The organism is Adhaeribacter radiodurans (assembly GCF_014075995.1).
Classification (GTDB): Bacteria; Bacteroidota; Bacteroidia; order Cytophagales; family Hymenobacteraceae; genus Adhaeribacter; species Adhaeribacter radiodurans.
Map to the genome: position 1 here is coordinate 6,353,070 of NZ_CP055153.1, position 24,717 is coordinate 6,377,786.

The window sequence follows — 24,717 nt, forward strand, 5'->3', positions numbered from 1 at the left end:
TTATCCTTTTTTACCTCCTAATTCTTTCAACTCCACGTATAGCATACTATAAGAGTTCGTGCATTTCCTTTAAGGATACCGTCATGAAACATTGGGTTTGCTCGTTGGCTATTTACTTGCTTCTGCTTTACAGCGGAGGAAGCTATATTTTGGCCCAACCCTTGTTAAATAGTAAATCTTTACTCGTAAGTAACCAAACCAGCATTACCATAGCTGATGTTATAGCACTATCCAGCGAGCGCCCTATTTTACTAGAATTAACTTTTCAATCGGGTGTTTTAACTCCTTTATCCGAGAACAACCTTTATACTTTTTTTGCCCCTACCGAAGAGGCTCTACAAGAGTTGCAGTACGAAAATGCGCAAAAGCTTAGAGCCATTTTGTTGCACCATATTGTGCCTGGCAGGTATAAGTTAGCAGATCTAAAAGATGGTATAAAGTTACTCACCTTAGCTGGGGATAGTCTTACTATTTTTAGGAAAAAAAGAGAAGTTTTAGTGGATAGCATACCAGTTGTTAGTCGTGATAATGAAATAGCCAAGAACGGAATTATTTATACTATCAGTGATATTCTGCACCCTAATAACTTAGAATAAATAGTAAACACATAATACATAAAAAGTGCCAGCTAACCACTTAGTTGGCGCTTTTTATGTATTACCTGTTTACTATTTATTCTACAGTAGAATTTATTACGGTAGCTGCTGAGGCGCCAAAATAACCAATAGCTCCGTTGCTAATGTTGCTGGGTGCATTAGCAGGTGGCGCATCAAACGGACCGCCGGTGTAATATTGCATGGTACCTAATACCCGCAGAAAATCGTAACCGGGCCTATCCAGCGAAAGCATTTCTACCCGGAGTTTGTCGCCTTTTTGTAGGGCAATATCAATTTCCGGGTCGCCGTAGTTGCCATCGTATACTTCGTCGTCAATTGCTACTATATCGTCTTCCTGCTCTTCGTTTACCCAAATGTTAAAACGGTAATAATCGCCTTTGCCTTTCGGTTCCTGAAAATAAATAGTAGCGTAATAACCTTCGTCGGTTTCGGCGTTCTTTTCTTTAAATTTATAAGTAACCGAATCTAGGGTGGTAACTGGTTTCAAGTACGATTGACTGGTATATTCCTGGCCATTTACTTTTACCTTCAGGAAATAGATATTACCGATAGTGCCAATTAAATCTTTCGTTTGGTAAATGCCATTTTCTTTTGCTTGCAGTACTTCAGAATTACCTTTATCATCGGAGATAGTTACTTCGGCATTGCTAATACCAGGAGTTTGACCGTTTTGCAGATAACCTAAGGTTTTAGATACCCGCACGGTATAAGGCCCAAGCTGGTTGGTAACTAAGCCTTCAATTACTATTTTCTCGGTGTCTTCGTCGAGTTCGTAATCAATTACCTGCTCGCAACCGGTAAGGGCAAGCATGAATAAACTAAGGAATAGAGTTATATTTTTCATAGTAAAATTCTTTTGGAATAATTAAAAGTTGAAATTGTAAGTAACCGCCGGAATAATGCCGAACATGTAAGTTTTCACGGCTTCGGTGCGACCCGGATTGTCTTCGTTTTCGCGGAACGAGATAGAAAAAGCGTTTTTACGGGAATAAGCATTATACAGCGAGAAAGTCCAGGAACTGGAATAGCGCTTATAATCAGTTTGCGGTTTCTCCAGGGTGGCGGATAAATCCAAGCGGTGGTAGGCTGGCAATCGGTACCCGTTTCGGGAAGAATATACTGGGAAAACCTTACCATTGTATTCAAACCTACCTACCGGCATGGTAATGGCTCCGCCGGTATAGTATACCCAGTTGGCGCCTACGTTCCATTTAGGACTTAGCTGGTAAGTAGTTACTAAATTTACTGAATGGCGTTTGTCGTAGCGTACCGGGTACTTATTCCCATTATTTATACCGGGTACGGTACGGTCGGTTTTAGCTAAGGTATAGCTTAGCCAGCCGGTTAAAGCACCTTTTTGTTTGCGCACAAAAAACTCAGCTCCGTACGATTTGCCTTGGCCGCGCAGCAACACGGTATCAATTCGGTTGTTCAAAAAAATCTCAGCATTATCTTTATAATCAATCTGGTTGTACATTTTTTTATAATATACTTCTACCGAGGTCTCAAACATGTTATCGTGTAGGTTGCGGAAATAACCGGCAGCTACCTGGTCGGCGTACTGGGGCTTGGTGTATTGGTTACTGGGCACCCACACATCAAACGGCAACGACGACGTAGAATTAGAAAGTAAATGCAAGTACTGGCGGGTACGGTTGTAAGAAGCCTTAATGGAGCTTAGCTCATTTAACTCAAATTTGGCTGAAAAACGAGGCTCTAAGCCGCCGTAAGACTTAATCTTGTCCAAGGAGCCATATACGGTGCTATCTTCCTTGGTGCGGCCATCTGAGCCGTATTTGTAAACAGTACCTGGGCCTATGTTGGCAAAGCCTGATAACCGTAAACCATATTCCACGGATAAACGCGGCGATAATGTTTGCTGGTTGCTCAAGTAAAGGGCACCGTCTAAAGCACTCGTAGAGTTTAGTTTAATTTCGTTAAAATACGAGTCGGGGCCCGGTACAACTTTACCCGGTAAAAACTTATGATAGGTGCTGGTAAAACCAAATTTAACCTGATTGCGCGGGTTAATGTAAAAAGTGTAATCGTTTTTCAGGCTATAATCTTTAATGTGCGAGGTCCAGGTAAATTCCGATGATTTATCTGTGGAACCCAGAGAATAGTCAAAGTCGCTGAAAATTAGAGTAGTGTTGGAAAACAGCCTATCGTTAAATAAATGGTTCCAGCGCACAGTACCAGTTGCATTGCCCCAGTTAAACGAAGCCGTTAAGTTTTTAGCTACATCGCGGCCAAAATAGCCCGATACAAACAGCCGGTTATTTTCATTTAGCTTGTAATTGGCTTTCAGGTTAAGATCGTAGAAGTATAGTTTGTTGTTTTTTAAAGCTTCGTCGGAGCTTAATTTAAAGAATAAATCAGCGTAAGTCCGGCGTCCGGATACAATAAACGAACCCTTATCTTTTAAAATAGGAGCTTCTACCGTTAAGCGACTCGAAAGCGTACCAATTCCGCCTGAAATACCTAATTTTTTGGAATTTCCTTCTTTCATCCGGATATCGAGCAATGAAGATAAACGGCCGCCGTATTCGGCCGGAATACCGCCTTTGTATAACTGCACATCTTTAATAGCATCGGCGTTAAAAACCGAGAAAAAGCCCAGTAGATGCGAGGCATTGTACACCGGCGCTTCGTCCAGTTGAATCAGGTTTTGGTCTACACCTCCGCCGCGCACGTAAAATCCCGAAGTTCCTTCGCCGGCGGTTTGCACTCCGGGCATTAATTGAATCGCTTTAATTACGTCTACTTCACCCATGAGTGCCGGCATTTTTTTTAGTTCGGTTACCTGCATTTTTAGGGTACTCATTTCCATGGTTTTCACGTTCTCATCTTCTTTGCGGGCTGTAATTTCTACTTCGCGCAGGGCAGTATTATTCTCGGCTAATTCTATATCTAGTTTTTTACTGGCCGTAAGGGTAACGGATTGGCTGAAAGGCGCAAAACCGAGGTAAGAAAACAAAAGAGTGTAGTTGCCTTTAGGTAAGGTAAGCGAATAAAAGCCGTATTCGTTGGTAGTTGCTCCTACGCCCGTTAGCTCTTTTACCCCAATGCTGGCGCCAATCAGGCCTTCGCCGGAAGATTTGTTTTTAAGGTAGCCGCTAAGCGTAATTTTTTCTTGCGCCAAAATGGGCAAGGAAGCTCCTAAACTCACCACTAACGCAGCGAAAAGGAGCCGGAAAATAAAGGTTTTCATAGTTGTAAAAAATAGTGGATGGATTAATTGAGTTTTGAAACTTGGTAATGCTTTGGAATTTGAGCGCAAAGCAAAACATAAATAGAGCCTACTGCAATTAGTTTCAACAATTTTGCTACTAAAGCACCCAAAAAAGAGGGACGAATTGCGGCTTTATCTTTTGGTATTTGTTATAATTGAGCACCTTTTTTATTTTTAAAAAGATTATTAGGATAACTACAGTAACTCAACCACTTACTTAGTACAAGGAAATGCAAGAGCTTACCCTACACTGTTTTTGCGTTTAGTAAATGTTTATTATCAGCATTTATTAATTTTATTTAGCCCAACTAAAATAATTTGTAGCATTATCCTCAAAGAGGAGGCCAATCTGTAAATAGTTGGTTATGAAGATGAAAACTTTCACAGTTCCTTTTATTGTGTTCGTTAACGAACATAGTGTTCGGGATTGATATAGAAAGAAGAAGCTGCTTTGATGTATGATTTGCCCGAGGAATAGAGGGTAGTTGGGTATGAACAAAATAAAAAGAGCAACCTGTTAGCGTATTCAGCCAGGTTGCTCTTTTATATTTTAATGGGAGGAGAATCCCGATTAAAGTTTAGTTAGGTGTATCTGAGATATTACTATTATGATGAGATAATAAAGTAGTTTATAGCTTCGTAATCTTTACATCATTCCAGCGGCCCATTATATTATCATTTGGGCCTACTAATATATCAATTCGGTTACGTAAACGTTTTTTCATGGTATCTCTTACTACATATACCCCATCCAGGCGATTGGAAATCCCGCTTACGTGTACTTTATCGCCGTAATCTATATGGCCACCCCAGCGGGTAAGTAAATTACGGGATACAGCAATCCATTTGTGTTTTTTAGGATGCTTTTCGTTAATCTCGGAACCATCTGCAGTAATGAAAGGGGTAGAATCAGTTTGAGCTACTTCCGGGTAATAAACCGATGCGGTAACTTTTGTAGTTGTTTTTTCTTCAGCGAAAGTTTCAGGTTTACTTTTTTCTACTTTTTTTAAGGTAGGCTTACGCGTTAATTTAAGTGAGTTAGCTTTACTTAGAAGGCTCTCAAATAGGTGATTGGTAGTGTGTTGTGGATTTTCTTCCTTTGAATAGGACGCTAAGTGCGGAAATGAGACTAGGGTAATAAATAAGAAGAAAATACCATCGATTTTGTATCTTAACATGTTTGGACATTTAGTTTGACACTAATTTCATTGGTAGTGTCTCTTAAACGGTCTTTTTTTAAAATTAGTTTATTCCATTTTTTTGTTAAATTTTCTAATTTTAATTATATCAAGTTGCCAAAAGGAAGAATAATTATCTCGTCGGAAGGATGATTTTAGCTAAATCAGGTTTATTCAGCTAAATATGTAAGAAGTAAAATGTTTCACGTGGAGCTTTTTAGCTAAATTGTATTTTCAACTTTGTAGTACTATTTTAAGTAAAAAAATTTGATTTTTTTTCAAAACAGCTACAAGGTTTAGCAGTAAGTTTTCGGTAATGGATAGAAAACTTACTGCTAAACCTTAAATCTAAAAGTTATTTTCGGTGTTCGCATCACCATCGTTGGTATCCCGATCTTCAATATCCCGTTCATCGGCTTGCCGGTGTTCCTGGTCCCAATTCTCATCTGATTTACTGGCTCCGGTGCCTACCATCGTCCGTTTTACTTTATCATCATCCGAGCCGGTTAGCTCTCCCGAACGGGTTTGGGTTTGTTCATCGGTAAGTTTATGTTCCTGCGGTTTTTTCTTTTCCATAATCTTAAAAAATTATATAAATAAGTAATTCTATACCGGTTTTACTGCCTTTAAATAGCAAAGGTTGTTTTAGTAACCACGTGTTGTTTCAAAAATAAACTAGTAAATATTTAGTAAGTCCGTTTCAAACCCGGTATAAAAGAAAAGAACCTGTTTGCGGACAGGTTCTTTTCTTTGGTAAAGAGGTTTATTTTACTCGGCCTTCTGGTTAATGTAGCCTTTAGCCAGTTTATTCAGTTTTGTATCGGCCGTTTGTTCTTCTTTTAATGTTTCACTTAATAATTGAGCGGCTTCGGCATGGCCTAAACGCTCGGCGTAATGTGCGGCTGTACCGTAGCCCGAAATTTCGTAATGCTCAATCCGTTGGGTACTGGCAATTAGGCCGGCATCCTTTACTTCAGGTTCCGCATCTTCAGCAATTAATTCCTGGCCTTCTTCAATTAAACCTTCCATAGCTTTGCATTTCATGCGGCCAGCAGATATGCCTAATAGTTCGCAAACTTTCTCGATGCGATCTTTCTGCACTTTGGTTTCTTCTAAATGCTGTTCAAATTGTTGTTTTAGTTTCGGGTCGGTGGCTGATTCAGCCATTTTAGGTAATGCCTGAATTAGTTGTTTTTCGGCACTGTATAAATCCTTTATCTCGTGGTGAAACAGTTCTTCCAGATTTTTTAGCTTAGTCATAGTTTTATTGTTAGTTAGTTTAACATCGGTTTGTTTTGGTTCTGCTATACGGGTTACTGCCAAAAGTGTTAATCTGTATTCTGGTATTTTAAGCTTAGAGTAATTAGTAAAACGCACTTAACTTTCTAGTTTTTATTATTTTAAATATTTAGTTTTTTTACAAAAAAGTATTTTTTATGTTCTCTGATGTTTTAACAGCCGCACGTGCATTCCTGAATAAGTAAGTAACCTGTTGCTGGTATTATGTAGATGTTGGTAAAATTTTTAACTTGTTGGGCGCAGATTAAATTTTCAATAAATCATTATTCAGTTTAGAAAGAATTACCTCCAACTATTTCCGGCTACTACTCTCCTGATATGTTGCTTTTATCAATTAGCATATACTTACTTTTAAACGTACTCATTGGCATTTGGGCAGCTCGCCGGGTAAAAAACACCAGCGATTTTCTACTTGCCGGACGACAGTTGCCCTTTTATATTTCTACGGCAGTAGTTTTTGCTACCTGGTTTGGCTCCGAAACAGTTTTAGGGGCTTCGTCGGAGTTTGCTGAACATGGTTTGCTAGGCGTAATAGAAGATCCGTTTGGTGCGGCGCTTTGCCTGATATTAGTGGGGTTGTTTTTTGCTAAAAAACTTTACCGACTTAACTTACTTACCTTCGGCGATTTTTACAGGCTCTATTTTAACCGCACCACCGAGTTGGTAGCCTCGTTTTTTCTGGTAATTTCTTATTTTGGGTGGGTAGCGGCCCAAATGGTAGCCTTAGGCATTATGCTCAATTTAATTTCCGGCCTGTCTGTTACAGTTGGTATTTTGGTGGGCTCTCTGGCGGTAATTATTTATACCTATATGGGAGGTATGTGGTCGGTATCCATCACCGATTTTCTGCAAACCATCATGATTATAGGAGGATTAATTTTTGTTACCATAGTTATCGTGCAGAAAGTACCGCTACCAGAAGTTCTCCAAACCGTACCGGCTCATTTCTTTGATTTCGCACCTACACAATCTTTCTCTGTAACTACCTGGTTAAATTACTTTGCCCTTTGGATAACTATAGGTTTGGGTTCTATTCCGCAGCAAGATGTGTTTCAACGGGTAATGTCGGCCAAATCGGAAAAAACGGCAGTGTATTCTTCTTTAGCGGCGGGAGCCTTGTATTTAACCATTGCTTTTTTGCCATTATTGCTGGCCTTGTACGCTAAAGTTTTATATCCTGATTTAATGCGCGGTGACACCCAACTTTTATTGCCGGGTTTAATTTTACATTCCAGTTCTTTTTGGGTAAAAATGTTGTTCTTCGGGGCTTTAATTTCAGCTATTATTAGCACCGCCAGTGGGGCTATACTAGCGCCAGCGGCCATATTAAGCGAGAATATTTTTAGGCCTTATTTTACTTCCATTACCGATAAACAATTATTGTTGTTATCACGGGTTTGTGTACTAGTGGTTTCGGTAGTTGGGTTAATAATGGCTTTACTTAAAAGTAATATTTACGAATTAGTTAGTTCCTCATCGGCCTTAAGTTTAGTATCCTTGTTTGTGCCTTTAGTAGCTGGTTTATATAGTAAAAAACTTTCATCGGAAGCTGCTATTTGTTCCATGGTGGCAGGTATGGTTGTGTGGTTATTGGCTATATGGTTAGATACTGCTATTAATCCACTTTTATTTGGTTTAGGAGCGAGCATTTTGGGTTGGGAGCTTGGTTTATTCTGGCCAACAAATTCAAGAAATAAGCCGGTAATAGCTTCTACTGAAGAGTTTAGTATGCCTAACCGTTAAAAGCAGAACCTGAACATATTTTAGTAAATTTTATAGGGGTGTATGGAAGTTATGAGACGATTCTTGTAAATTCTAACTTATAACTTACTTGCTCCAATACCCGAAAGAAGTGTAACTTGCTTCTTTTTAGGAAAGAGTTATTAAAACAAAATATAATCAGATTTAAGATACTATGGGAAGAGCATTTGAATTTAGAAAAGCCCGTAAGTTTAAGCGTTGGGATAAAATGTCGAAAGCATTTTCGCGCTTAGGCAAAGAAATAGCCATGGCGGTAAAAGAAAACGGACCTAATCCGGATTCGAATGCCCGCTTGCGTACGGCCATCCAGAACGCGAAAGGCGTGAACATGCCCAAAGATAGGGTAGAAGCGGCTATTAAACGTGCCTCCAGCAAAGAAGAAAAAGATTACGAAGAAGTAGTGTACGAAGGTTATGGTCCGTACGGTATTGCCATTTTAGTAGAAACCGCAACCGAAAACATTAACCGCACGGTAGCGAATATGCGCGTTTATTTTTCGCGTTCGGGAGGAGCTTTAGGTAAAACCGGTTCTTTAGATTTTATTTTTACCCGCAAAGGCATTTTCCGTCTTCCCGCCGAAGGTCTGGACTTAGAAGAACTGGAGCTGGATTTAATTGATTACGGAGCCGAAGATATTTATGAGCACGAAGGGGAGATTATTATAGAAACGGCTTTCACTGATTTTGGCGCTATGCAAAAAGCGCTCGAAGAAAAAGGCTTACCCGTAACTACCGCCGAACTGCAGCGCATACCCAATACGCGTACCGAACTAAACGAAGAACAAGCCGAAGAAATAGAAACCTTAATCGAGAAAATTGAGGAAGACGACGACGTACAGGCCGTTTACCATAACATGGCTTAAGCTAAATTTTTATCAAGCAGCCTGTTTCTTCAGAGAGCAGGCTGCTTTTTTATACCAGTTTAATGTTTTACTTAGTTTTCTGTTTCCGGCGGTCAATAATGTAATAAGCCACTAAAGCCACCACACCCACTATTGAAACTACTATCAGCCCAATTTTCAGGCGATTAATATTCTGGCCTAGGTAAGCAATTAGTATGGTAAGCGGAATAATGCCACCAGCCGTGGCCAGCATAAATTTGCTATAAGGCATTTTAACAATACCCGCCACAATGCTAATGGCATCGTTCGAGATTACCGGTGAAATACGAGCCAGTACTACCGCCCAAATACCGTAACGGTCTACTTGTTCAGCTACTTTTGCCTGGGTTTTTGCTCCTAGAAACTTACCGATAGTAGCCGGCCCTAGGCCTAGCCCCAGTAAATACCCTACCGTTGAAGCTACAAATATGCCTGCTATAGAAATGACCGAACCCCAAATTGGTCCGTAAGCCAGCACGGCTACAACCATAAGGGCTACTACATTTATAACCACCAAAAACATTTGCGCTACCATAAACAGCACAATAAACATTGGCCCCCAGAATCCAAACTGACTTACCCACCTGGAAATGCGCTTTTGATCGTTGCTGGTTAATACCTGCCAGGCTTCCTGTATTGCTTCCTGAAAAGCCGGCCATAAAAAATAGCAAGCGAGCAGTAAACCAATAAAGCTTCCGGAAATAATCCAGGGAGTTTTACTAGCGGAGGAAGATTCCGTTAAAGTAGTTTCGGGCTGGTTCACATCAATTATAGGTTACATGAAAAACAGCTATACGTAAAAAGCCCTTGCGGGCGTTAACCAGCAAGGGCTCATAAACAAAAAACAAGAAAACAGGAAAATTAACTCTTTACTCTCAAACCTTAACTCACGTAGCCAATGCGCTGTCCGCGACGATTTACAATTAAACCTTCGTTAGTTAAATATAACGACTGAAAATAATCGCTCTCGAAAACAAAGGGCACTTCCGAATTATTGGTTCGTACTAGTTTACCAACAACTTTCAAGCCACTATTAGTTACCCGTACTAAATCATAACCAGAAGTTACGTAAAATTGCTCCCGGGGAGCTGCTTCAAATGTAACTTTACCTAAAACAGAACGGTTATCTAATTTGGCAGTAGTAGCTTGTCTCCGAATGTTTGGCTGGCTTACTTCTTCCTGTTCGGGTTCTTCTGCCTGGGCAACTACCGCCGGCGCTGCTTTACTACCCGGTTTAGTACTAGCCAGAATTTGATCATTAGCATTTTGCCAGCCCGTGCTAATAGCAGTTAACCGCATAGAACGGCCAGGGTGCGTAGCTGAGTAAGACTCATCGGTTAAGGCAGCAATAGCAGCCTGCGCCTGCGGTAAAGTAGCGCCCATTTTACGCAACACAAAGCCCGAAAACTCATCGGCTTCTAATTCATCTGCGGGGTTACTGCCTCCCCTAATTAAAGTATGTCCGTTTAAATGATGACCAATTTCATGAGCCAAAATACTTACAGCCGCCCAATCTGTTTTAACTGCGTTGTTTACCGAAGCCACAAACTCCGGGTTGTATAAAATGTACCGTTGGCCATTATAAATAACGGCCGCTGCATTAGGTACTTCCTCCGACTCTCTTACTTCAAACCGAGGTTTTAGGCCTACCACATCAATAATTTCTTTAATTATATCTCGGGCTCCGTCAGAATCGGCAGTTACAGAAGTTACAGTTAATTTGCTTTGATTTATTGCTAGTACCGGATTAGATAACTGTAAAAATGGCACAGCTAGCATTAAACCCAGAATATATTTATGCCAGAATTTTTTCATGTTGGATAGTTAAAAATAACAATTTTGTACTAAGTTAAAATGCCTGAAATCAAATGCTTAGATTAACTTGATTTAGGCCATCTCTGTAATTTAGCTTTCGTCTTATAAGTGCAATATCTTTGCCAATCTGATTACTCCTGACAGAATGTTAGCAAGTGCAATTATTTAACTATCAGATATTTACTTTATTAAATATTCCTGTTTGCTGGGTTCTATAAGCTAGATTTACTGTTGTATTGGTAGTTTGTAGCAGTGGTGAGAGTTAGTATAGACTTTCCGGTTATGGCCTACGTATATACCAAAATACTCCTACTTATTGCGTACATTAACAACAACGAACCACCTATGAAAATATTGAATAAACTAGCGCCTTTCATTTTAGTAATTTTTAGTTTTACAGGAGGCTTATCTGCCTGCGAAACAAAGCGAACCGTCGAAAATTCTTCAGTTACTTCATCCACTGAAAATACTACTACAGATAACGATACTATTCAGGTAATTCAGCATAATACCAATGCTGTTCAGGAGCTAAAGAAATTTAGGGATTGGGTAAACCAAAAAGCCAGCAAGGTAGATTCGTCTACCAATGAAAATTTGCCCGAGATGCAGGCCGAATTTAAAAGACGAACCGCCCGATTGGAAAAAGGCTTGGATAGCTTATCGGCTGAGGCAAAAGCCGAATACAAGGCTGCCCGGGCTAAGTATAAAATATGGGAAGAACAGAATAAAAAACGTACCAGCCAACCATTGAAAGCCGCCGAAATTAAAAAACGCCAGGCGCAGTTACTAGGGGAGTACAAAAATCTAAATACCATTACGGCTGCTAACGTGCGCGAAGCTTACTTAATTTTTATGGGTGCCGTACGAGCCAGAAAACACAACTGGAATCAGAACGATTGGGATTATGTTGATTACGTTTACCGGCAATTAAATAACCGGAAAGGTGAATTTGAAACAACTATTTCCAGTGCAGATAAGCTCAAAATAAAAAGTTTACAAGCCGAGTACCTGGCGCTCGAAGCAAGTCAGGATGCGAAAGATCTTTTAAAAACGGTTAGAAGTAAATAATAAATAACAAGACAATTGCTATCTAAAAAGCTGTTCCTTTTGCAAAAGGAACAGCTTTTTTGTTTTAATGTATTATAATCTGAATAAGAAAATACCACAAAAAGCAATTACCGTTTCTGAATAATTTAACTTAAACTTGATTTTGAAAGTTAAGAAATAGCTTTGGTTTAAAAATAAGATAGCTATTTCTAGCGCAAATCCGTATTATCAGCACTTTAAGCCAATTTGCTGCATTCAGCAGTTATTAAGTACAAATGAAAAAAGATTTAGCAGTATTATTTGACATGGACGGAGTTATTTGTGATACCAACTCTTTCCATTTAAAAGCCTGGGAAAAGTTTGCGGAAAAACATCAGCTTAACCTAGAGGACAAGGATTTAGGGTATTACATTTACGGACGCACCAACCGTGATGCATTACAATTATTTATAAAAGATAAAGCTTTTGCCAACGGCAATACTTTCAGCGCCGATCAGCTTACCGATTTAAGCGAAGAAAAAGAAGCTTTGTTCCGCGATATTTACCGCGACCACGTAGAATTAACCCCCGGATTATCAGACTTTTTAGAAGAACTGAAAAAAGCATCGGTTCCCATGGCGTTAGCTTCTAATGCCCCCATCAGCAATATTGATTTTATTTTGGATGCTACTGGTACCCGGTCTTATTTTAGTGCCGTAGTTGATGCCACCCAGGTAACTAAAGGCAAACCTGATCCGCAGATTTACTTGCGGGCAGCCGAAATTTTAAAGATTGCTCCCGATAAATGCGTTGTTATGGAAGATTCAACTGTTGGAGTAGAGGCTGGGCAAAAAGCCGGGATGAAAGTAGTAGGGATCACTACCACGCATAGCCGCGAAGAGTTAGATCATACTGATCTAGTGATCGACAATTTCGACGAGTTAACCATTGATCAATTGGAAACTCTGTTACAGAGCAACCTATAAAAATCTTCGTTAATACTAGTCCTATAACTTATGTCTCTAACCGAAGCTTCTGAGAAGTGGCTTGCCTTCGCTAAGCGTGTGCAAGCCATTGCCCAGGCGGGTTTAACGTACGCGGTAAACGACTATGACACCGAACGCTACGAAGAATTACGCGCTATTAGCGTAGAAATAATGCAGGAATTATCCGGCGAAGATCCGGATAAAATCCGGGCATTGTTTACTAACGAAAACGGCTATCAAACCCCCAAAGTAGATGTGCGGGCCGTGGTTTTTAGGGAGAATAAAATACTGTTGGTGCACGAGAAAATAGATAATTGTTGGTCTTTACCCGGCGGTTGGGCCGATGTAGGATATTCCGCCTCTGAAGTAGCCGTAAAAGAGACCCGCGAAGAAGCAGGTTTAGAAGTAAAGCCTATCCGGTTACTGGCCATACTCGATAAAAAACACCATCCGCATCCGCCTTCGCCGTATCACACGTACAAAATTTTTATTCTTTGCAAAGCCATTGGTGGATCGTTGCAACAAGGCATGGAAACTTTAGATGTCGGTTTTTTCGACCGGAATAACTTACCGCCCCTTTCCCTGGAGCGAAACACCGACTCGCAGGTACAGATACTGTTTGAGTATTTAGAAAATCCGGAAAAAGAAGTTTATTTCGATTAAACCCTTCTGCTCTATAGGCACCTTCCCTAAAAACAGGGAAGTAGACGTGGCTTGATGCACTATAGAAAAGACCAAATAGTTAGAAAACGTCAGAGCAGTAGCTACCGGCAATAAACACCAGTTTGGCTGTTGAGGGCGTTTTAGCGTTCCGGTGCGCAGCCAAATTCCAACGGGAGGAGGAAAGGAGAAATTAGGAATAACAGCATCTTCTCCCATGTTTTTAGGGGAGGTGCCGTAGGCGGAGGGGTCTAAACGAGGCCCACCGGCCATGAGGCAAACGGAGTACTTCTCAAATAAGGTAGCGCTGCTATATTAAGACTGGTATAGTCTCAGCGGGTGAACCAAAATTATAGTGCTTATTCAAATCGGTTAGATAATTATTACAATCTAAACCACAAGGCTAACCCTACCATTCCTTTCACGTTTATACGAATCTGGTTTTCAATTCTAGGCCATAAATTATGAAAACAGGTCTGGTTTTACTGGCAATTTTAGCCAGTATTGGGCTGGTAAGTGCCTATATAATTTTGAATCCTGTAAAAAAGGTAGGTATGAAGAGCGCTCTCAAGATTCTTGTAGAAAAAGAAAGATTATACGCTGATGTACAATACCTAACCCAAATTACTCCTCCCCGCCAAGCATTTAACCTAACAGGGATAGAACAAGCCGCCACCTATATTTATGAAGAGTTTCAAAAGCTAAGCAATCGCGTATCGTACCAACCCTTTAAGGTAGATGGGCAAACGTATAAAAACATTATCTGTTCATTAGGGCCAACCGAAGGCGAACGCATTATTATTGGAGCGCATTACGATGTTTGTGGCAACCAACCAGGCGCCGACGATAACGCCAGCGGAGTAGCAGGCCTTCTGGAAATAGCCCGTTTATTGCACGCCCAGGAAGCAAAGTTAAAGTACCGCTTTGATCTGGTTTCTTTTTGCCTCGAAGAGCCGCCGTATTTTAAAACAGCATCTATGGGCAGTGCTGTACACGCTAAGTCCCTAAGAAAAGAAGGTGTAATAGTAAAAGCCATGGTGTGCCTGGAAATGATTGGTTATTACTCCGAAGAAAAAGGTTCGCAACGTTACCCACTACCCGGCATGCATGCCATTTACCCCGATAAAGCAAATTTTATTTCGGTTATAGGAGATTTAAATCAGGAAAAGTTGGTGGCTCACCTTAAAAAATACATGTTGGCCGGCAGTACCATTGATGTACAATCGTTAAATGCTCCAGCTTCTATTCCCGGCGTAGATCTATCCGATCATTTAAATTACTGGGCCAACAACTATCCTGCGGTAATGATTACAAATACTTCTTTCTACCGCAACCCCCACTACCACCAGGAATCGGATACCATTGATACTTTAGATTTTGATAAAATGGCCGAAGTAGTGAAAGGTGTTTACTGGGCTGTGATGCATTTGTAGAGTTGACTCTATTTCATTCTTTATCTCACGGGTTTCGGCATTACGGGTAAACTTTCGTGCCCTTCGGCGTCTACGGCTTGTACCGCAAAAAAGTAATTATCTTTGGAGTAGGGGAGAAGGACTTTGGTATCGCTTACATAAATTTTCTTTTGCCACATGGGCATGGAGGTTTCCCGCATTAAAATATAATAGCCATCTGGTTTCTCGCCTGTTTTAGGTGTTTCCCAACGCAGTTCGGTTTGGTTAGTAAGATTACTGGTTACAATTCCTACATTTTCGGGCGAAGTTGGAGCTAAAGCCAGACTAGCTAAAGTAGCTAAATTAAGTGCCGTATTTTTACGCAGGTAATCGTAGTCGATGTGCTCCGGAAAGTCGCCGTAAGCAATGTTGTTTTCGGTGCGAACATTTTGATGCTGGTGCTGGTAATTTTCGTTCATTTCGCAAATGCGCACGGCCGTAAAGCCCGCCTGGCTAAACGGGGTATGATCGCCACCCCGCAAAAAGCGATCGGTACGATAATTCAAAACAACTTCTAATTGCGGAACAAAGCGCTCACTCATTTCTTTCATGTAGCGGGCTAACTGACGGCTCCGGCTATCGTTTTCTCCACCAATACTTTTACGTAAAGCGGTCATTTCTTCGGTTTCCAGGGCGGGTACGCCTTCACTAAAAATCCGGACATGGGTATTATCGCGCAGGTTGGTTTCATCAGAAAATGCATTACCAATCATGTCGTTGTTTAACATGGCCACCAGGTTCCAGTTTTCTTTTTTAGCTCGTTCGGCTAAATGTTTAGCGCCATATAAACCTTGTTCTTCGCCTTGCACGGCCACAAAAATAATGGTAGCCGGAAAAGGACGTGAGGCCATTACACGGGCTAATTCTACCACCGCCGCTACTCCCGATCCATCGTCGTTGGCACCTGGCGCTTTTCCTTTTACATCCATCACATCGGTGTTGCGGCTATCTATATGGCCCGAAACAATAAACACGCGGTTATCACTTGGGTCAGTGCCTTTTAAAGTTGCCATTACATTTGCCATTTCTACATCTGCCGGAATTCGGCGACCATCGGCTTTAACAATGTATTTATCTTGCGTTACCGTTAAACGGCCACCGGAAGCAGCGGCGGCTTTTTGGAATTCACTTTCTACCCAATTCCGCGCTGCGCCAATACCTCGCTTTTTATCAGTAGTAGAACTCAACGAATGCCGCGTTTCGAAGCTTACTAGTTTCCGGACGGTATTTTCCAGATTCTGTGCTGATACTTCTTTGATCATTTGCGCAATAGTGGCATCGGGCCGCGAGATTGTTTGCGCGTAAATAAAGTTTGAAGTAGCAATAGTTAAAAAAATAATGGCGGAATAGCGCCTCAAAGAAGAAAAGCAAGTATAATTCATGAGCAAAAAATAAAGTACTGGATTAAGTGAGTACGGCCATAAAAGTAATAAGCTGAATTATTCGGCCGAAATTACTTTAACAGAATAATTTGAAGTAATTAATTTTAGTAAGTAGTCTACTTTTTATACGATAAAATCCAGTTGGCATGTTTAAAAGGCTCCCAAGGAACGGCGGCTAAATCTGTTTTACTATCTACAAAAGGTTGATAAGGCCGACCGTTAAGACTGGCTTGAGCGAAGGCGAAGACCTGCACCTGTTGGTAACCTTGTTTTTGGTAATGCTGTTTCAGGAATTGGGCAAATTGCCAGATTAAGTCGGGACGGACAGGTAAAACGCTGGCTTGTTTAGAAGTTAGAAATTGCGTTGGGTAAACGGTTTGGCTCTGGCCAGTAATGGGGTTACGTACTTCAAAGTAAATAGTACCGGTTTTAGCGCGTAGCATCATTTGCCAGGCCATCCGGTGTCCTTCTTCGGTCCAATGCACGTCGCCGGGAATAAACCAATGCCGGATAGGTAATAGTAGTTGAATTATAAAATAAACTCCTAATAAGTAAAAGACCGGCGGGGTAGGTGAGGTAGCCAGTAACGCATTCAGTTGAGTATCTGTAACTGATAAGGCTGGTTTTCTTCGGAAAAATATACGCCGGATTGTTTCGGGATTAAAAAAGAAGACCGATAAGGCAATACCTATGTACGGAAAAATACCTACCTGAAATACCGTGGAATTAAACAAGTGAAAAAAAAGCGAAACAATAAAAGCCCACTTCCGGGATTTACGCCACAACAAAAAAGGAGTAATTAGTAAATCGAACAAGATACCACCATAAGCAATAAATACCTGCAGCTCGTGTTTTTGTAACAATGGCCCAATTAAGGGGTAATGGGCTTTTACACTAAACCAAAGTTTAATGGGCATAGCTTGTAACCAATCGGGGTATATTTTAGCAATAGCGGCAAAGGTGTACACAATACCAATTTGAGCCGCAAAAATTGCCAAACACCACCTTGGGCAGCTTAAAGAGCGAATAGCCGGGTTTCGGCGGGCATCCCAGGAAGCATAGGCATTTGCCGGTACCAGCAACATCAAAAAACAAAGCAGGATTAATAAATAGTAATGATTGTTATAACTAACCTTTTGCATGAGGTAGGTAGCCCACCACATGAACGTATATGCTGCCAGGCTGGCCCGGTAATACACCCCAAAAAGAATCAGCAGCCCGAGTACCGCCATTAAGCCATAGTAATAATACATGCCGTTTCCAGGCAATGGTTTCAGCCATTCGAAACCAATAAAAGGCAGGTGTACCGTGGGATCAATGAAGTTTCGTTTTACCCAACCTGTAGCAATAGCACCACTTGCTTCTAAGGCGAGTAGCAAACCAAAAAACAAACGAAAAAAAATTAACGGACTATTATCAACTGGCTGACGCAGCCAGGTAAGCAGATGAAACTTAACGGGTGAAACAATAGCGGTTTGCGCCATAATTTTTAATACATCAACTTCTACAAAAATGATTAAATTTTACATAAGGAGAAAGGTGCAGATTTAGTTATATAGAAATAAAATATTATCTTCCGCACCTATTCTTTGTTTTCGGGTAATTCTTCTTTAACTCGAAACTCCAGAAGAAAAGCAGCTTCAACCCGAACTATTTTTAATATAATATTTACGTAACCCGTGCCTATTATGCCTTTTTGTACTTTGCTTCTTCGGCCAAAGCGCAGTGTATTGCTATTATTTACTTTTTTCTTGATTAGGTACGCTGCTCAGGCTCAATTAAACACCAATCCACCTAATGTTTCCTGGAAACAAATTAACACCGAAAAGTTTCAGGTAATTTTTCCTTCCGAATTTGAGAAGGAAGCTCAACGTGTAGCCAACACCTTACAGTATTTGCACGCACCCCTATCGCATACCCTGGGCCGCGAACCCCGGCGGCTGCCCCTTATTCTGCAAAACCGCAACGCTATTGCCAATGGCTTTGTTACGCTGGCTCCGCGCCACTCCGAATTTTATACCATGCCTACTCAGGATTACACCTTGCTGGGTACTAACCGCTGGCTCGATTTATTATCGGTACACGAGTTCCGGCACGTAGTACAATACGACAAAGCCTGGCAGGGAACCTCAAAACTGGCTTATTATTTATTCGGCGATTATGGCTTATCGGTGGCAAATAATTTGGCTTTGCCTAATTGGTTTTGGGAAGGCGATGCGGTTGGTACCGAAACTGCTTTTACTAATAGTGGCCGTGGCCGCACACCCGATTTTGATTTACTGTACCGGACAAATTTATTAAATGGGCGAAATTACTCGTATAATAAACAGCATTTAGGTTCTTTTAAAGACCCGGTGCCTAACCATTACGTTTTAGGGTATCATCTTACTACTTATGGCCGCCGGCATTACGGGCCTGAGTTCTGGGGGAAAGTAGTAGACCAGGCGGCGAGCCGGTTTTTTATTCCGTTTATTTTTTCAACGGCCATGCGCTACGAAACAGGTTACCGTTTGCCTGCCAATTACCGCCGGATGCAGCACGAGCTCGATTCGCTGTGGACCCAGCAAACTGCCCAAATTAAACCAACGGAAGCTACAGTAATTACTAAACGTAAAAGTTCTACCTACACCAATTACGAATTTCCGCAAGAACTCTCGGATGGTAGCATAGTAGCGCTAAAATCTGGCTTAGGTGATTATCCGCACTTTGTAAAAATTGCGGCCGATGGTCAGGAAAAGAAGTTATTTACTCCTGGTCCGATAAACGGAAATGCGATGCTATCAATGGCTCAAGATAAAATTGTTTGGTCGGAGTATGAGTTTGATCCGCGTTGGCAAGTCCGAACGTATTCGGTTATTAAGTATTATGATGTAGCTGCGGGTAAACAACACGTATTACAACGCAAAACCCGGTTAGCCGCACCCGCATTTTCGCCGGATGCCAGCAAAATAGCCGCTATAGAAACTTCGTTACAAAACGATTATACCTTAGTAATTCTGGATGCCAATACCGGACAAGAGTTAAAAAGATTACCAGCTCCGGAAAATGATTTTATTTCGATGCCCCGTTGGGCACCAGATGGAAAGAATATCGTGCTGCTCCGTACTGCGCAAGGCCGTCGTTCCATCAGCTTGTTAAATTCCGAAACAGGTACTTTTACCGAATTACTGGCACCTACCACCGAAAACATTGGCCACCCGGTACTAGCCGGAAATTACGTTTACTTTAATGCACCGTACCTAGGCATCGAAAATGTTTTTGCCCTAGATGTTACTACCCGAAAACAATTTCAGGTAACGGCTCGTCCGTTTGCCGGCATTAATGCCGTTGTTAGCCGCGATAACAAGCAAATTTTATTTAATGATTTTACTAAAAATGGCTACGAAGTAGCCCGGATGGAGAATAATCCTAGTGCGTGGGTTCCCTTGGAAAATGTACCGGACATACGCATAAAATATTACCAGCCTTTAGTTGAGCAAGAAGGTAACGCTAATATCTTAACCGAAGTACCCACTAAAGTTTATCCTGTTCAGCCGTATTCTAAATTTAAGCATATTATAAAACCCCATAGCTGGATACCGGGGCGCGATGTTATTAATAATACCTTTACCGCAACTGTTATTTCGCAGGATTTATTGAGCACTACCCTTACCAGTTTAGGGTATACTTACAATGTAAACGAAGAAAGCAGCCGGGCTTTTGCCGATATCAGCTATCAGGGTTTTTACCCAATTATTAATCTAACGGGAGCTGTAGGGCAACGCGCCGAAATAGAAAACGATACCATCTCGTATGGTTGGAAAGAAAATAGCCTGACTGCTGGTTTGCAGTTACCTTTGAATTTAACGCACTCCAGGTATAATGAATCTTTAGTAATAGGAACCTCTGCCAGCCTTACAAATATCTCGGGTTACGAACGTCCGCGGCAAGCTTTAACAGATCAAACCAACGGAGCTTTGCGCAGTGTACAATATAACTTGGCCTATAACCGGGTGTTTACCACCAGCAAGCGCGATTTAGCTGGACGCTTCGAGCAACGATTAGCCGTAAATTATTTTCATACGCCCCTAAAAGGCGATTACCAGGGTAGTTTATTAGCTGCTTCGGTTCGCCTGGCTTTCCCCGGGTTATTTAAACATCATTCGTTCCAGATCGGCGGTAATTATCAGCAGCAAGGAGTAGAAAATTACCGCTTTGCCAGCACCTTGGTTTTCCCGCGAGGGTACAGTTACCGTTCGCACCAGAATTTTTCGAGTGGTTTTGTGCAGTATAAATTACCTTTATGGTACCCCGATTTAGCTTTAGGGCCCATATTGTATTTCCAGCGGTTAAAAGGCAATGTGTTTTTTGATTATGGCCGGGGATGGAGTAATAGAAACGTTTACCAGTCAGATAAGCGGTACCAATCAGTAGGCGCTGAATTAAGTACCGATTTTAATTTTATGCGCTTGAATAGTGTTTTATTAACTTTGGGGGTGCGCTTCTCGTATTTGCCGCAAGAAAAAGATTATGCGGTAGAGTTGCTGGTATTGGATCTGGGTTTTTAATTTTATTAATTCATTTCAGGTTCAGTTTCTTTAACCTGCTTGCAGATGAATAATAGTTTCTAAAAAAGAACGGCAACCTTTACTCTTAGTAAAAGGCTGGCCATTCTTTTTATAGCAGGTTCTTCAAGTAAAGCTTCTATTCATTAACGAATTTTAGCTACTTCTTCATAATCTTTCAGGAAGGCAGCCATTTTACCCAGCGTGGCATTTAGTTCTTCTACGGTAGGTAAGTACACTACCCGGAAATGGTCGGGGTAAGGCCAGTTGAAACCGGTGCCATGTACAATTAAAATGTGCTGATCTTCGAGTAAATCCAGGGCAAATTGCATATCGTCCTGAATGTTAAACTTTTGTACATCAATTTTCGGGAACAGGTAAAAAGCGCCTTTGGGTTTCACGCAAGTAATTCCCGGAATAGAAGTTAACTTTTCATAGCAAGCATCGCGTTGTTTGCACAAACGACCTGTAGGCATTACCAATTCGTTAATACTTTGGTAACCTCCCAAAGCGGTTTGAATAGCAAATTGCGAAGGCACATTGCTGCACAAACGCATGCTAGCCAGGGCAGTTAAACCTTCAATATAGGATTTAGCCCGATGTTTGGCGCCACTTACAATCATCCAGCCGGCCCGAAAGCCCGCCGCCCGGTAATTTTTAGATAAACCGCTAAAAGTTAAAAATAAAACATCCTCCGAAAAGGCCGCTACGGAATGATGCACAGCCCCATCGTATAAAATACGATCGTAAATCTCATCCGAAAAAATAATCAGGTTATGGCGCTCGGCAATAGCTACCAGACGGCGTAAAACATCTTCGGAGTACACCGCTCCCGTTGGATTATTCGGGTTAATAATTACTAAACCTTTGGTGCGGGGCGTAATTTTACTTTCCAGATCTTCTAAATCCGGGTACCAGTCGGCCGCTTCATCGCACATATAATGCACGGCTTTGCCGCCCGCCAGGTTTACCGAAGCCGTCCAGAGCGGATAGTCGGGAGCCGGAATTAAGATTTCGTCGCCGTTGTTGAGCAAACCCTGCATGCTGAGCAAAATAAGCTCACTAACTCCGTTACCAATATAAATATCATCAATTTTTACTTCGGCAATACCCCGGCGCTGGCAATCGTGCATTACCGCTTTCCGGGCGGCAAATAAACCTTTTGATTCGGTATAGCCCTGCGCTCGACGTAAATTAATAATTACATCGTGAATAATTTCGTCGGGCGCATCAAAGCCGAACGGTGCAGGATTACCAATGTTTAAGCGCGTTATTTTATAGCCTTGCAGCTCTAATTCCATCGCTTTTTCGAATACGGGGCCACGAATTTCATAAAAAACGTTAAGCAGCCGGTTACTCTTCTCAATCATATAGTGCCAAAATTTGGGCTTAAAGTTAAGAGAAAAATTAGCCCGGAAAGGATTTTAAAAGAAACGAAATTGTAATTGCTTCATTTTAATGCTTTTAAACAGTATACTAATAAGCAATAGAGCAATAATCGTTAAGTTTCATTGTCTGGCTGCAACAACTCTGAACGGTATTAGAATCAATTAAACCAAGAGCAAACTTTTTACAATCGACAAAACGCCAGAAAATAAAATATGACAGTAATATACTATTCAATTTATCTAAGTAACTGAATAAAAATAAATTAAAGAGTTCTACTATTTAGTAGGAGTCTTTTTGGCTGCATAGTAAGGTAGCTTCCTCCGGAAGGACAATAATAGAAAATACGGATTTACTTTATTATGAATTCGTCTCTGTACTTAGTAATATATGCTTAAGAAAATACTTGAATTTGATGGAGAAGGGTTGCTTATAACGTTAGCAATAAATTTATTAATGCGATGAATTTGTAACACTTATGGCTTAAAAAGGGTAAACCTGCATTAAAAACCTGTATTTCCGCCGAATGGAACCTGCTTATTAAGCTTAAATTTGATGTATTTTTCTAAAAATTACAGTTCCGTTTACCAACATTTTTACTTATTGCTTTTTGGGTCTTTCTTTCTGGCCATCTCGCTTTTGAGCTCTTGTCAGGAAAAAGAAAAACCGGCCCGTAAAGTAGTTTTTAAAGCCGAAGAAGTAGAGCCCGAAGATACTATTACCTACCCCAATGCTTTAATTACTTCGTTGCACCGCAAAAATCGCTGGGTAGATTCGGTATTTCGGCGGCTTACCCCCGATGAGCGCATTGCACAATTAATGATTGTAGAGGCATTTTCGAATAAGGGCAAAGAACACGAAGAAGATGTATTACACCTGATCCGGAAGTATAAAGTAGGCGGTTTGATTTTCTTTCAGGGCGGACCGGTACGGCAGGCTAAACTCACCAATAAATTTCAGGCGGCGAGTAAAGTACCCTTATTAATTAGCATGGATGCCGAATCGGGAATTGGAATGCGTATGGATAGCGCTATTCAATATCCATTGCCAATGCTATTGGGTGCCATTAACAACGATAGCTTAATTTACCGCATGGGTGCTGAAATTGCCTTGGAGTTTAAGCGTTTGGGCATGCACTTAAACTTTGCCCCAGTGGTAGATATTAATAATAACCCGGCCAACCCCATAATTGGTTACCGCGCTTTCGGCGAAAATAAAATAGATGTAGCTTCTAAAAGTCTGGCTTATATGCTGGGCATGCAAAGCGAAGGAATCATTGCTACGGCTAAACACTTTCCGGGACATGGCGACACTAACATTGATTCGCACCACGATTTACCCGTAATACCTTATGGCCGGGAGCGTTTGGACTCGCTGGAACTATATCCTTTTCGGGAATTAATAAAAGCAGGAGTAGGCGGAATTATGGTGGCGCACATGCACTTGCCCAAACTCGATTCTACTACTAACCTACCTTCTACGCTTTCGCAGCCTATTGTTACTAACTTACTAAAGCAAGAGCTAAAATTTGGCGGTTTGGTAGTAACGGATGCTATGGTAATGAAAGGCTTAACCAAGTACTTTAAGTCCGGTGAAGCCGAAGTGCGGGCTTTACAAGCTGGTAACGATGTGTTGGAACGGCTAGTGAGTGTACCCAAAGCCATTGCTGCCATTAAACTGGCTATCCGGCAAAAACGTTTAAGCCAGCGCGACATTGACCGACGCTGCAAAAAAGTATTGGCGGCCAAATACTGGGTAGGCTTAAATAAATATAAACCTATTGTACTGGATAGTTTATACGCCAATTTAACGGCTTCGCGGTCCTACGAAACCAACCGGCGCCTGGCCGAAGGCTCCCAAACCCTGTTGCATAACAAGCGCCATATTATTCCTTTAAAACGCAAAAAAAATGTAAAATATGCAGTTTTAGCAGTGGGGGCTTCGCGGCCAACCTTCTTTCAGAAAAAATTAGGAGAATACGTGCCCATTGAAAGTTTTGTGTTGCCACGCCGGAGCGATAAAAAGGCTAGATTGCTGTTGCGCCGCCGGCTTAAGAAATATAAACAAGTGGTAATCGGGTTATATGGCCCTAGTATTCGGCCTAGTAATACGCTTCTGCTGGGTAAAGACGAAATAGCGCTGGTTAACGAACTGCTCGATCAGAAGAAATGCCTGGTAGTATTATTCGACAATGCTTACACCCTTACCGAACTAAAAGAAATTAGAAAAGCGAATGGCTTAGTAGTAAGTTATCAACAATTATTGCCAGTACAGGAAGCTGCCGCTCAACTACTTGCCGGTAGAATAAGTGCTAATGGTAAACTGCCCGTAACCGTAAATGAATACTTTAAATACGGCGATGGTTTGTAGAAAAAGTAAGTTGATCAATCATTTTAGAACGCAGGAACGCGCCGCGGCACATTCCTGCGTTCTGAATCGAATGCAATATCCTGAAAACTAAAGAAGAAGATATAAACAGATTTCCTTAATTATTTACAGG

20 protein-coding genes are annotated in these 24,717 nt (G+C 41.3%); 9 read left to right on the forward strand and 11 right to left on the reverse strand.

The features are described from left to right. Positions 1-83: 83 nt before the first annotated feature. Positions 84-596, forward strand: a complete 513-nt coding sequence (locus HUW48_RS25055) for a fasciclin domain-containing protein (protein ID WP_182413530.1) — start codon at positions 84-86, stop codon at positions 594-596. 76 nt (positions 597-672) lie between these two features. On the opposite strand, the gene HUW48_RS25060 is transcribed toward HUW48_RS25055, so the two are convergent. The 5 genes from HUW48_RS25060 to HUW48_RS25080 form a co-directional block, all read right to left on the reverse strand. Further along, positions 673-1,461 carry a DUF4249 domain-containing protein gene (locus HUW48_RS25060; RefSeq protein ID WP_182413531.1) on the reverse strand — a complete coding sequence of 263 codons (789 nt, stop codon included), beginning with the start codon at positions 1,459-1,461 and terminating at the stop codon, positions 673-675. Between the two features lie 21 nt (positions 1,462-1,482). Then, positions 1,483-3,828 (reverse strand): TonB-dependent receptor, encoded by a 2,346-nt coding sequence (locus HUW48_RS25065; protein WP_182413532.1) that lies wholly within the window; start codon positions 3,826-3,828, stop codon positions 1,483-1,485. A gap of 650 nt (positions 3,829-4,478) precedes the next feature. Beyond that, a complete protein-coding gene (locus HUW48_RS25070) occupies positions 4,479-5,027 on the reverse strand; it encodes an RlpA-like double-psi beta-barrel domain-containing protein (RefSeq protein WP_182413533.1) in 549 nt (182 codons plus the stop codon). 348 nt (positions 5,028-5,375) lie between these two features. After that, a complete protein-coding gene (locus tag HUW48_RS25075) occupies positions 5,376-5,603 on the reverse strand; it encodes a hypothetical protein (protein ID WP_182413534.1) in 228 nt (75 codons plus the stop codon). 192 nt (positions 5,604-5,795) lie between these two features. Then, a complete protein-coding gene (locus HUW48_RS25080) occupies positions 5,796-6,287 on the reverse strand; it encodes a YciE/YciF ferroxidase family protein (protein WP_182413535.1) in 492 nt (163 codons plus the stop codon). 357 nt (positions 6,288-6,644) lie between these two features. Between HUW48_RS25080 and HUW48_RS25085 the strand changes: the two genes are divergently transcribed. Further along, positions 6,645-8,069, forward strand: a complete 1,425-nt coding sequence (locus tag HUW48_RS25085; RefSeq protein ID WP_182413536.1) for a sodium:solute symporter family protein — start codon at positions 6,645-6,647, stop codon at positions 8,067-8,069. A 172-nt stretch (positions 8,070-8,241) separates the two neighbouring features. Next, on the forward strand, positions 8,242-8,949 hold the full coding sequence (locus tag HUW48_RS25090; protein WP_182413537.1) for a YebC/PmpR family DNA-binding transcriptional regulator: 708 nt from the start codon (positions 8,242-8,244) through the stop codon (positions 8,947-8,949). Between the two features lie 67 nt (positions 8,950-9,016). Here HUW48_RS25090 and HUW48_RS25095 read toward each other — a convergent pair whose 3' ends face one another. Both HUW48_RS25095 and HUW48_RS25100 read right to left on the reverse strand, forming a co-directional pair. Further along, the gene (locus tag HUW48_RS25095; protein ID WP_182413538.1) at positions 9,017-9,730 is read right to left on the reverse strand and encodes a TVP38/TMEM64 family protein; all 714 of its coding nucleotides are present in this window, start codon (positions 9,728-9,730) and stop codon (positions 9,017-9,019) included. A 119-nt stretch (positions 9,731-9,849) separates the two neighbouring features. Continuing rightward, the gene (locus HUW48_RS25100; RefSeq protein WP_182413539.1) at positions 9,850-10,782 is read right to left on the reverse strand and encodes a M48 family metalloprotease; all 933 of its coding nucleotides are present in this window, start codon (positions 10,780-10,782) and stop codon (positions 9,850-9,852) included. A gap of 345 nt (positions 10,783-11,127) precedes the next feature. Here HUW48_RS25100 and HUW48_RS25105 point away from each other — a divergent pair, with 345 nt between their 5' ends. From HUW48_RS25105 to HUW48_RS25115, 3 genes are all read left to right on the forward strand, one after another. Then, on the forward strand, positions 11,128-11,850 hold the full coding sequence (locus tag HUW48_RS25105; protein WP_182413540.1) for a hypothetical protein: 723 nt from the start codon (positions 11,128-11,130) through the stop codon (positions 11,848-11,850). Positions 11,851-12,104: 254 nt separating this feature from the next. Further along, positions 12,105-12,794 (forward strand): HAD family hydrolase, encoded by a 690-nt coding sequence (locus tag HUW48_RS25110; protein ID WP_182413541.1) that lies wholly within the window; start codon positions 12,105-12,107, stop codon positions 12,792-12,794. A 30-nt stretch (positions 12,795-12,824) separates the two neighbouring features. Further along, complete coding sequence (locus HUW48_RS25115) at positions 12,825-13,457, forward strand: NUDIX hydrolase (RefSeq protein ID WP_182413542.1); 633 nt, start codon at positions 12,825-12,827, stop codon at positions 13,455-13,457. On the opposite strand, the gene HUW48_RS25120 is transcribed toward HUW48_RS25115, so the two are convergent. Beyond that, entirely contained in the window at positions 13,422-13,727 is a 306-nt protein-coding gene (locus HUW48_RS25120) for a hypothetical protein (RefSeq protein WP_182413543.1), read from the reverse strand. The two genes, HUW48_RS25115 and HUW48_RS25120, sit on opposite strands and share 36 nt — an antisense overlap. A gap of 191 nt (positions 13,728-13,918) precedes the next feature. On the opposite strand from HUW48_RS25120, the gene HUW48_RS25125 reads away from it, so the two are divergent. Continuing rightward, the gene (locus tag HUW48_RS25125) at positions 13,919-14,887 is read left to right on the forward strand and encodes a M28 family peptidase (protein ID WP_246343617.1); all 969 of its coding nucleotides are present in this window, start codon (positions 13,919-13,921) and stop codon (positions 14,885-14,887) included. Positions 14,888-14,907: 20 nt separating this feature from the next. On the opposite strand, the gene HUW48_RS25130 is transcribed toward HUW48_RS25125, so the two are convergent. Beyond that, a complete protein-coding gene (locus HUW48_RS25130) occupies positions 14,908-16,287 on the reverse strand; it encodes a M28 family metallopeptidase (RefSeq protein ID WP_220463972.1) in 1,380 nt (459 codons plus the stop codon). Positions 16,288-16,403: 116 nt separating this feature from the next. After that, the gene (locus HUW48_RS25135) at positions 16,404-17,771 is read right to left on the reverse strand and encodes an HTTM domain-containing protein (RefSeq protein WP_182413544.1); all 1,368 of its coding nucleotides are present in this window, start codon (positions 17,769-17,771) and stop codon (positions 16,404-16,406) included. Positions 17,772-18,038: 267 nt separating this feature from the next. On the opposite strand from HUW48_RS25135, the gene HUW48_RS25140 reads away from it, so the two are divergent. Beyond that, entirely contained in the window at positions 18,039-20,834 is a 2,796-nt protein-coding gene (locus tag HUW48_RS25140; protein ID WP_182413545.1) for a TolB-like translocation protein, read from the forward strand. 143 nt (positions 20,835-20,977) lie between these two features. On the opposite strand, the gene HUW48_RS25145 is transcribed toward HUW48_RS25140, so the two are convergent. Beyond that, complete coding sequence (locus HUW48_RS25145; RefSeq protein WP_182413546.1) at positions 20,978-22,201, reverse strand: pyridoxal phosphate-dependent aminotransferase; 1,224 nt, start codon at positions 22,199-22,201, stop codon at positions 20,978-20,980. A gap of 571 nt (positions 22,202-22,772) precedes the next feature. On the opposite strand from HUW48_RS25145, the gene HUW48_RS25150 reads away from it, so the two are divergent. After that, entirely contained in the window at positions 22,773-24,587 is a 1,815-nt protein-coding gene (locus HUW48_RS25150) for a glycoside hydrolase family 3 protein (RefSeq protein WP_182413547.1), read from the forward strand. The last annotated feature ends 130 nt before the right edge of the window (positions 24,588-24,717 follow it).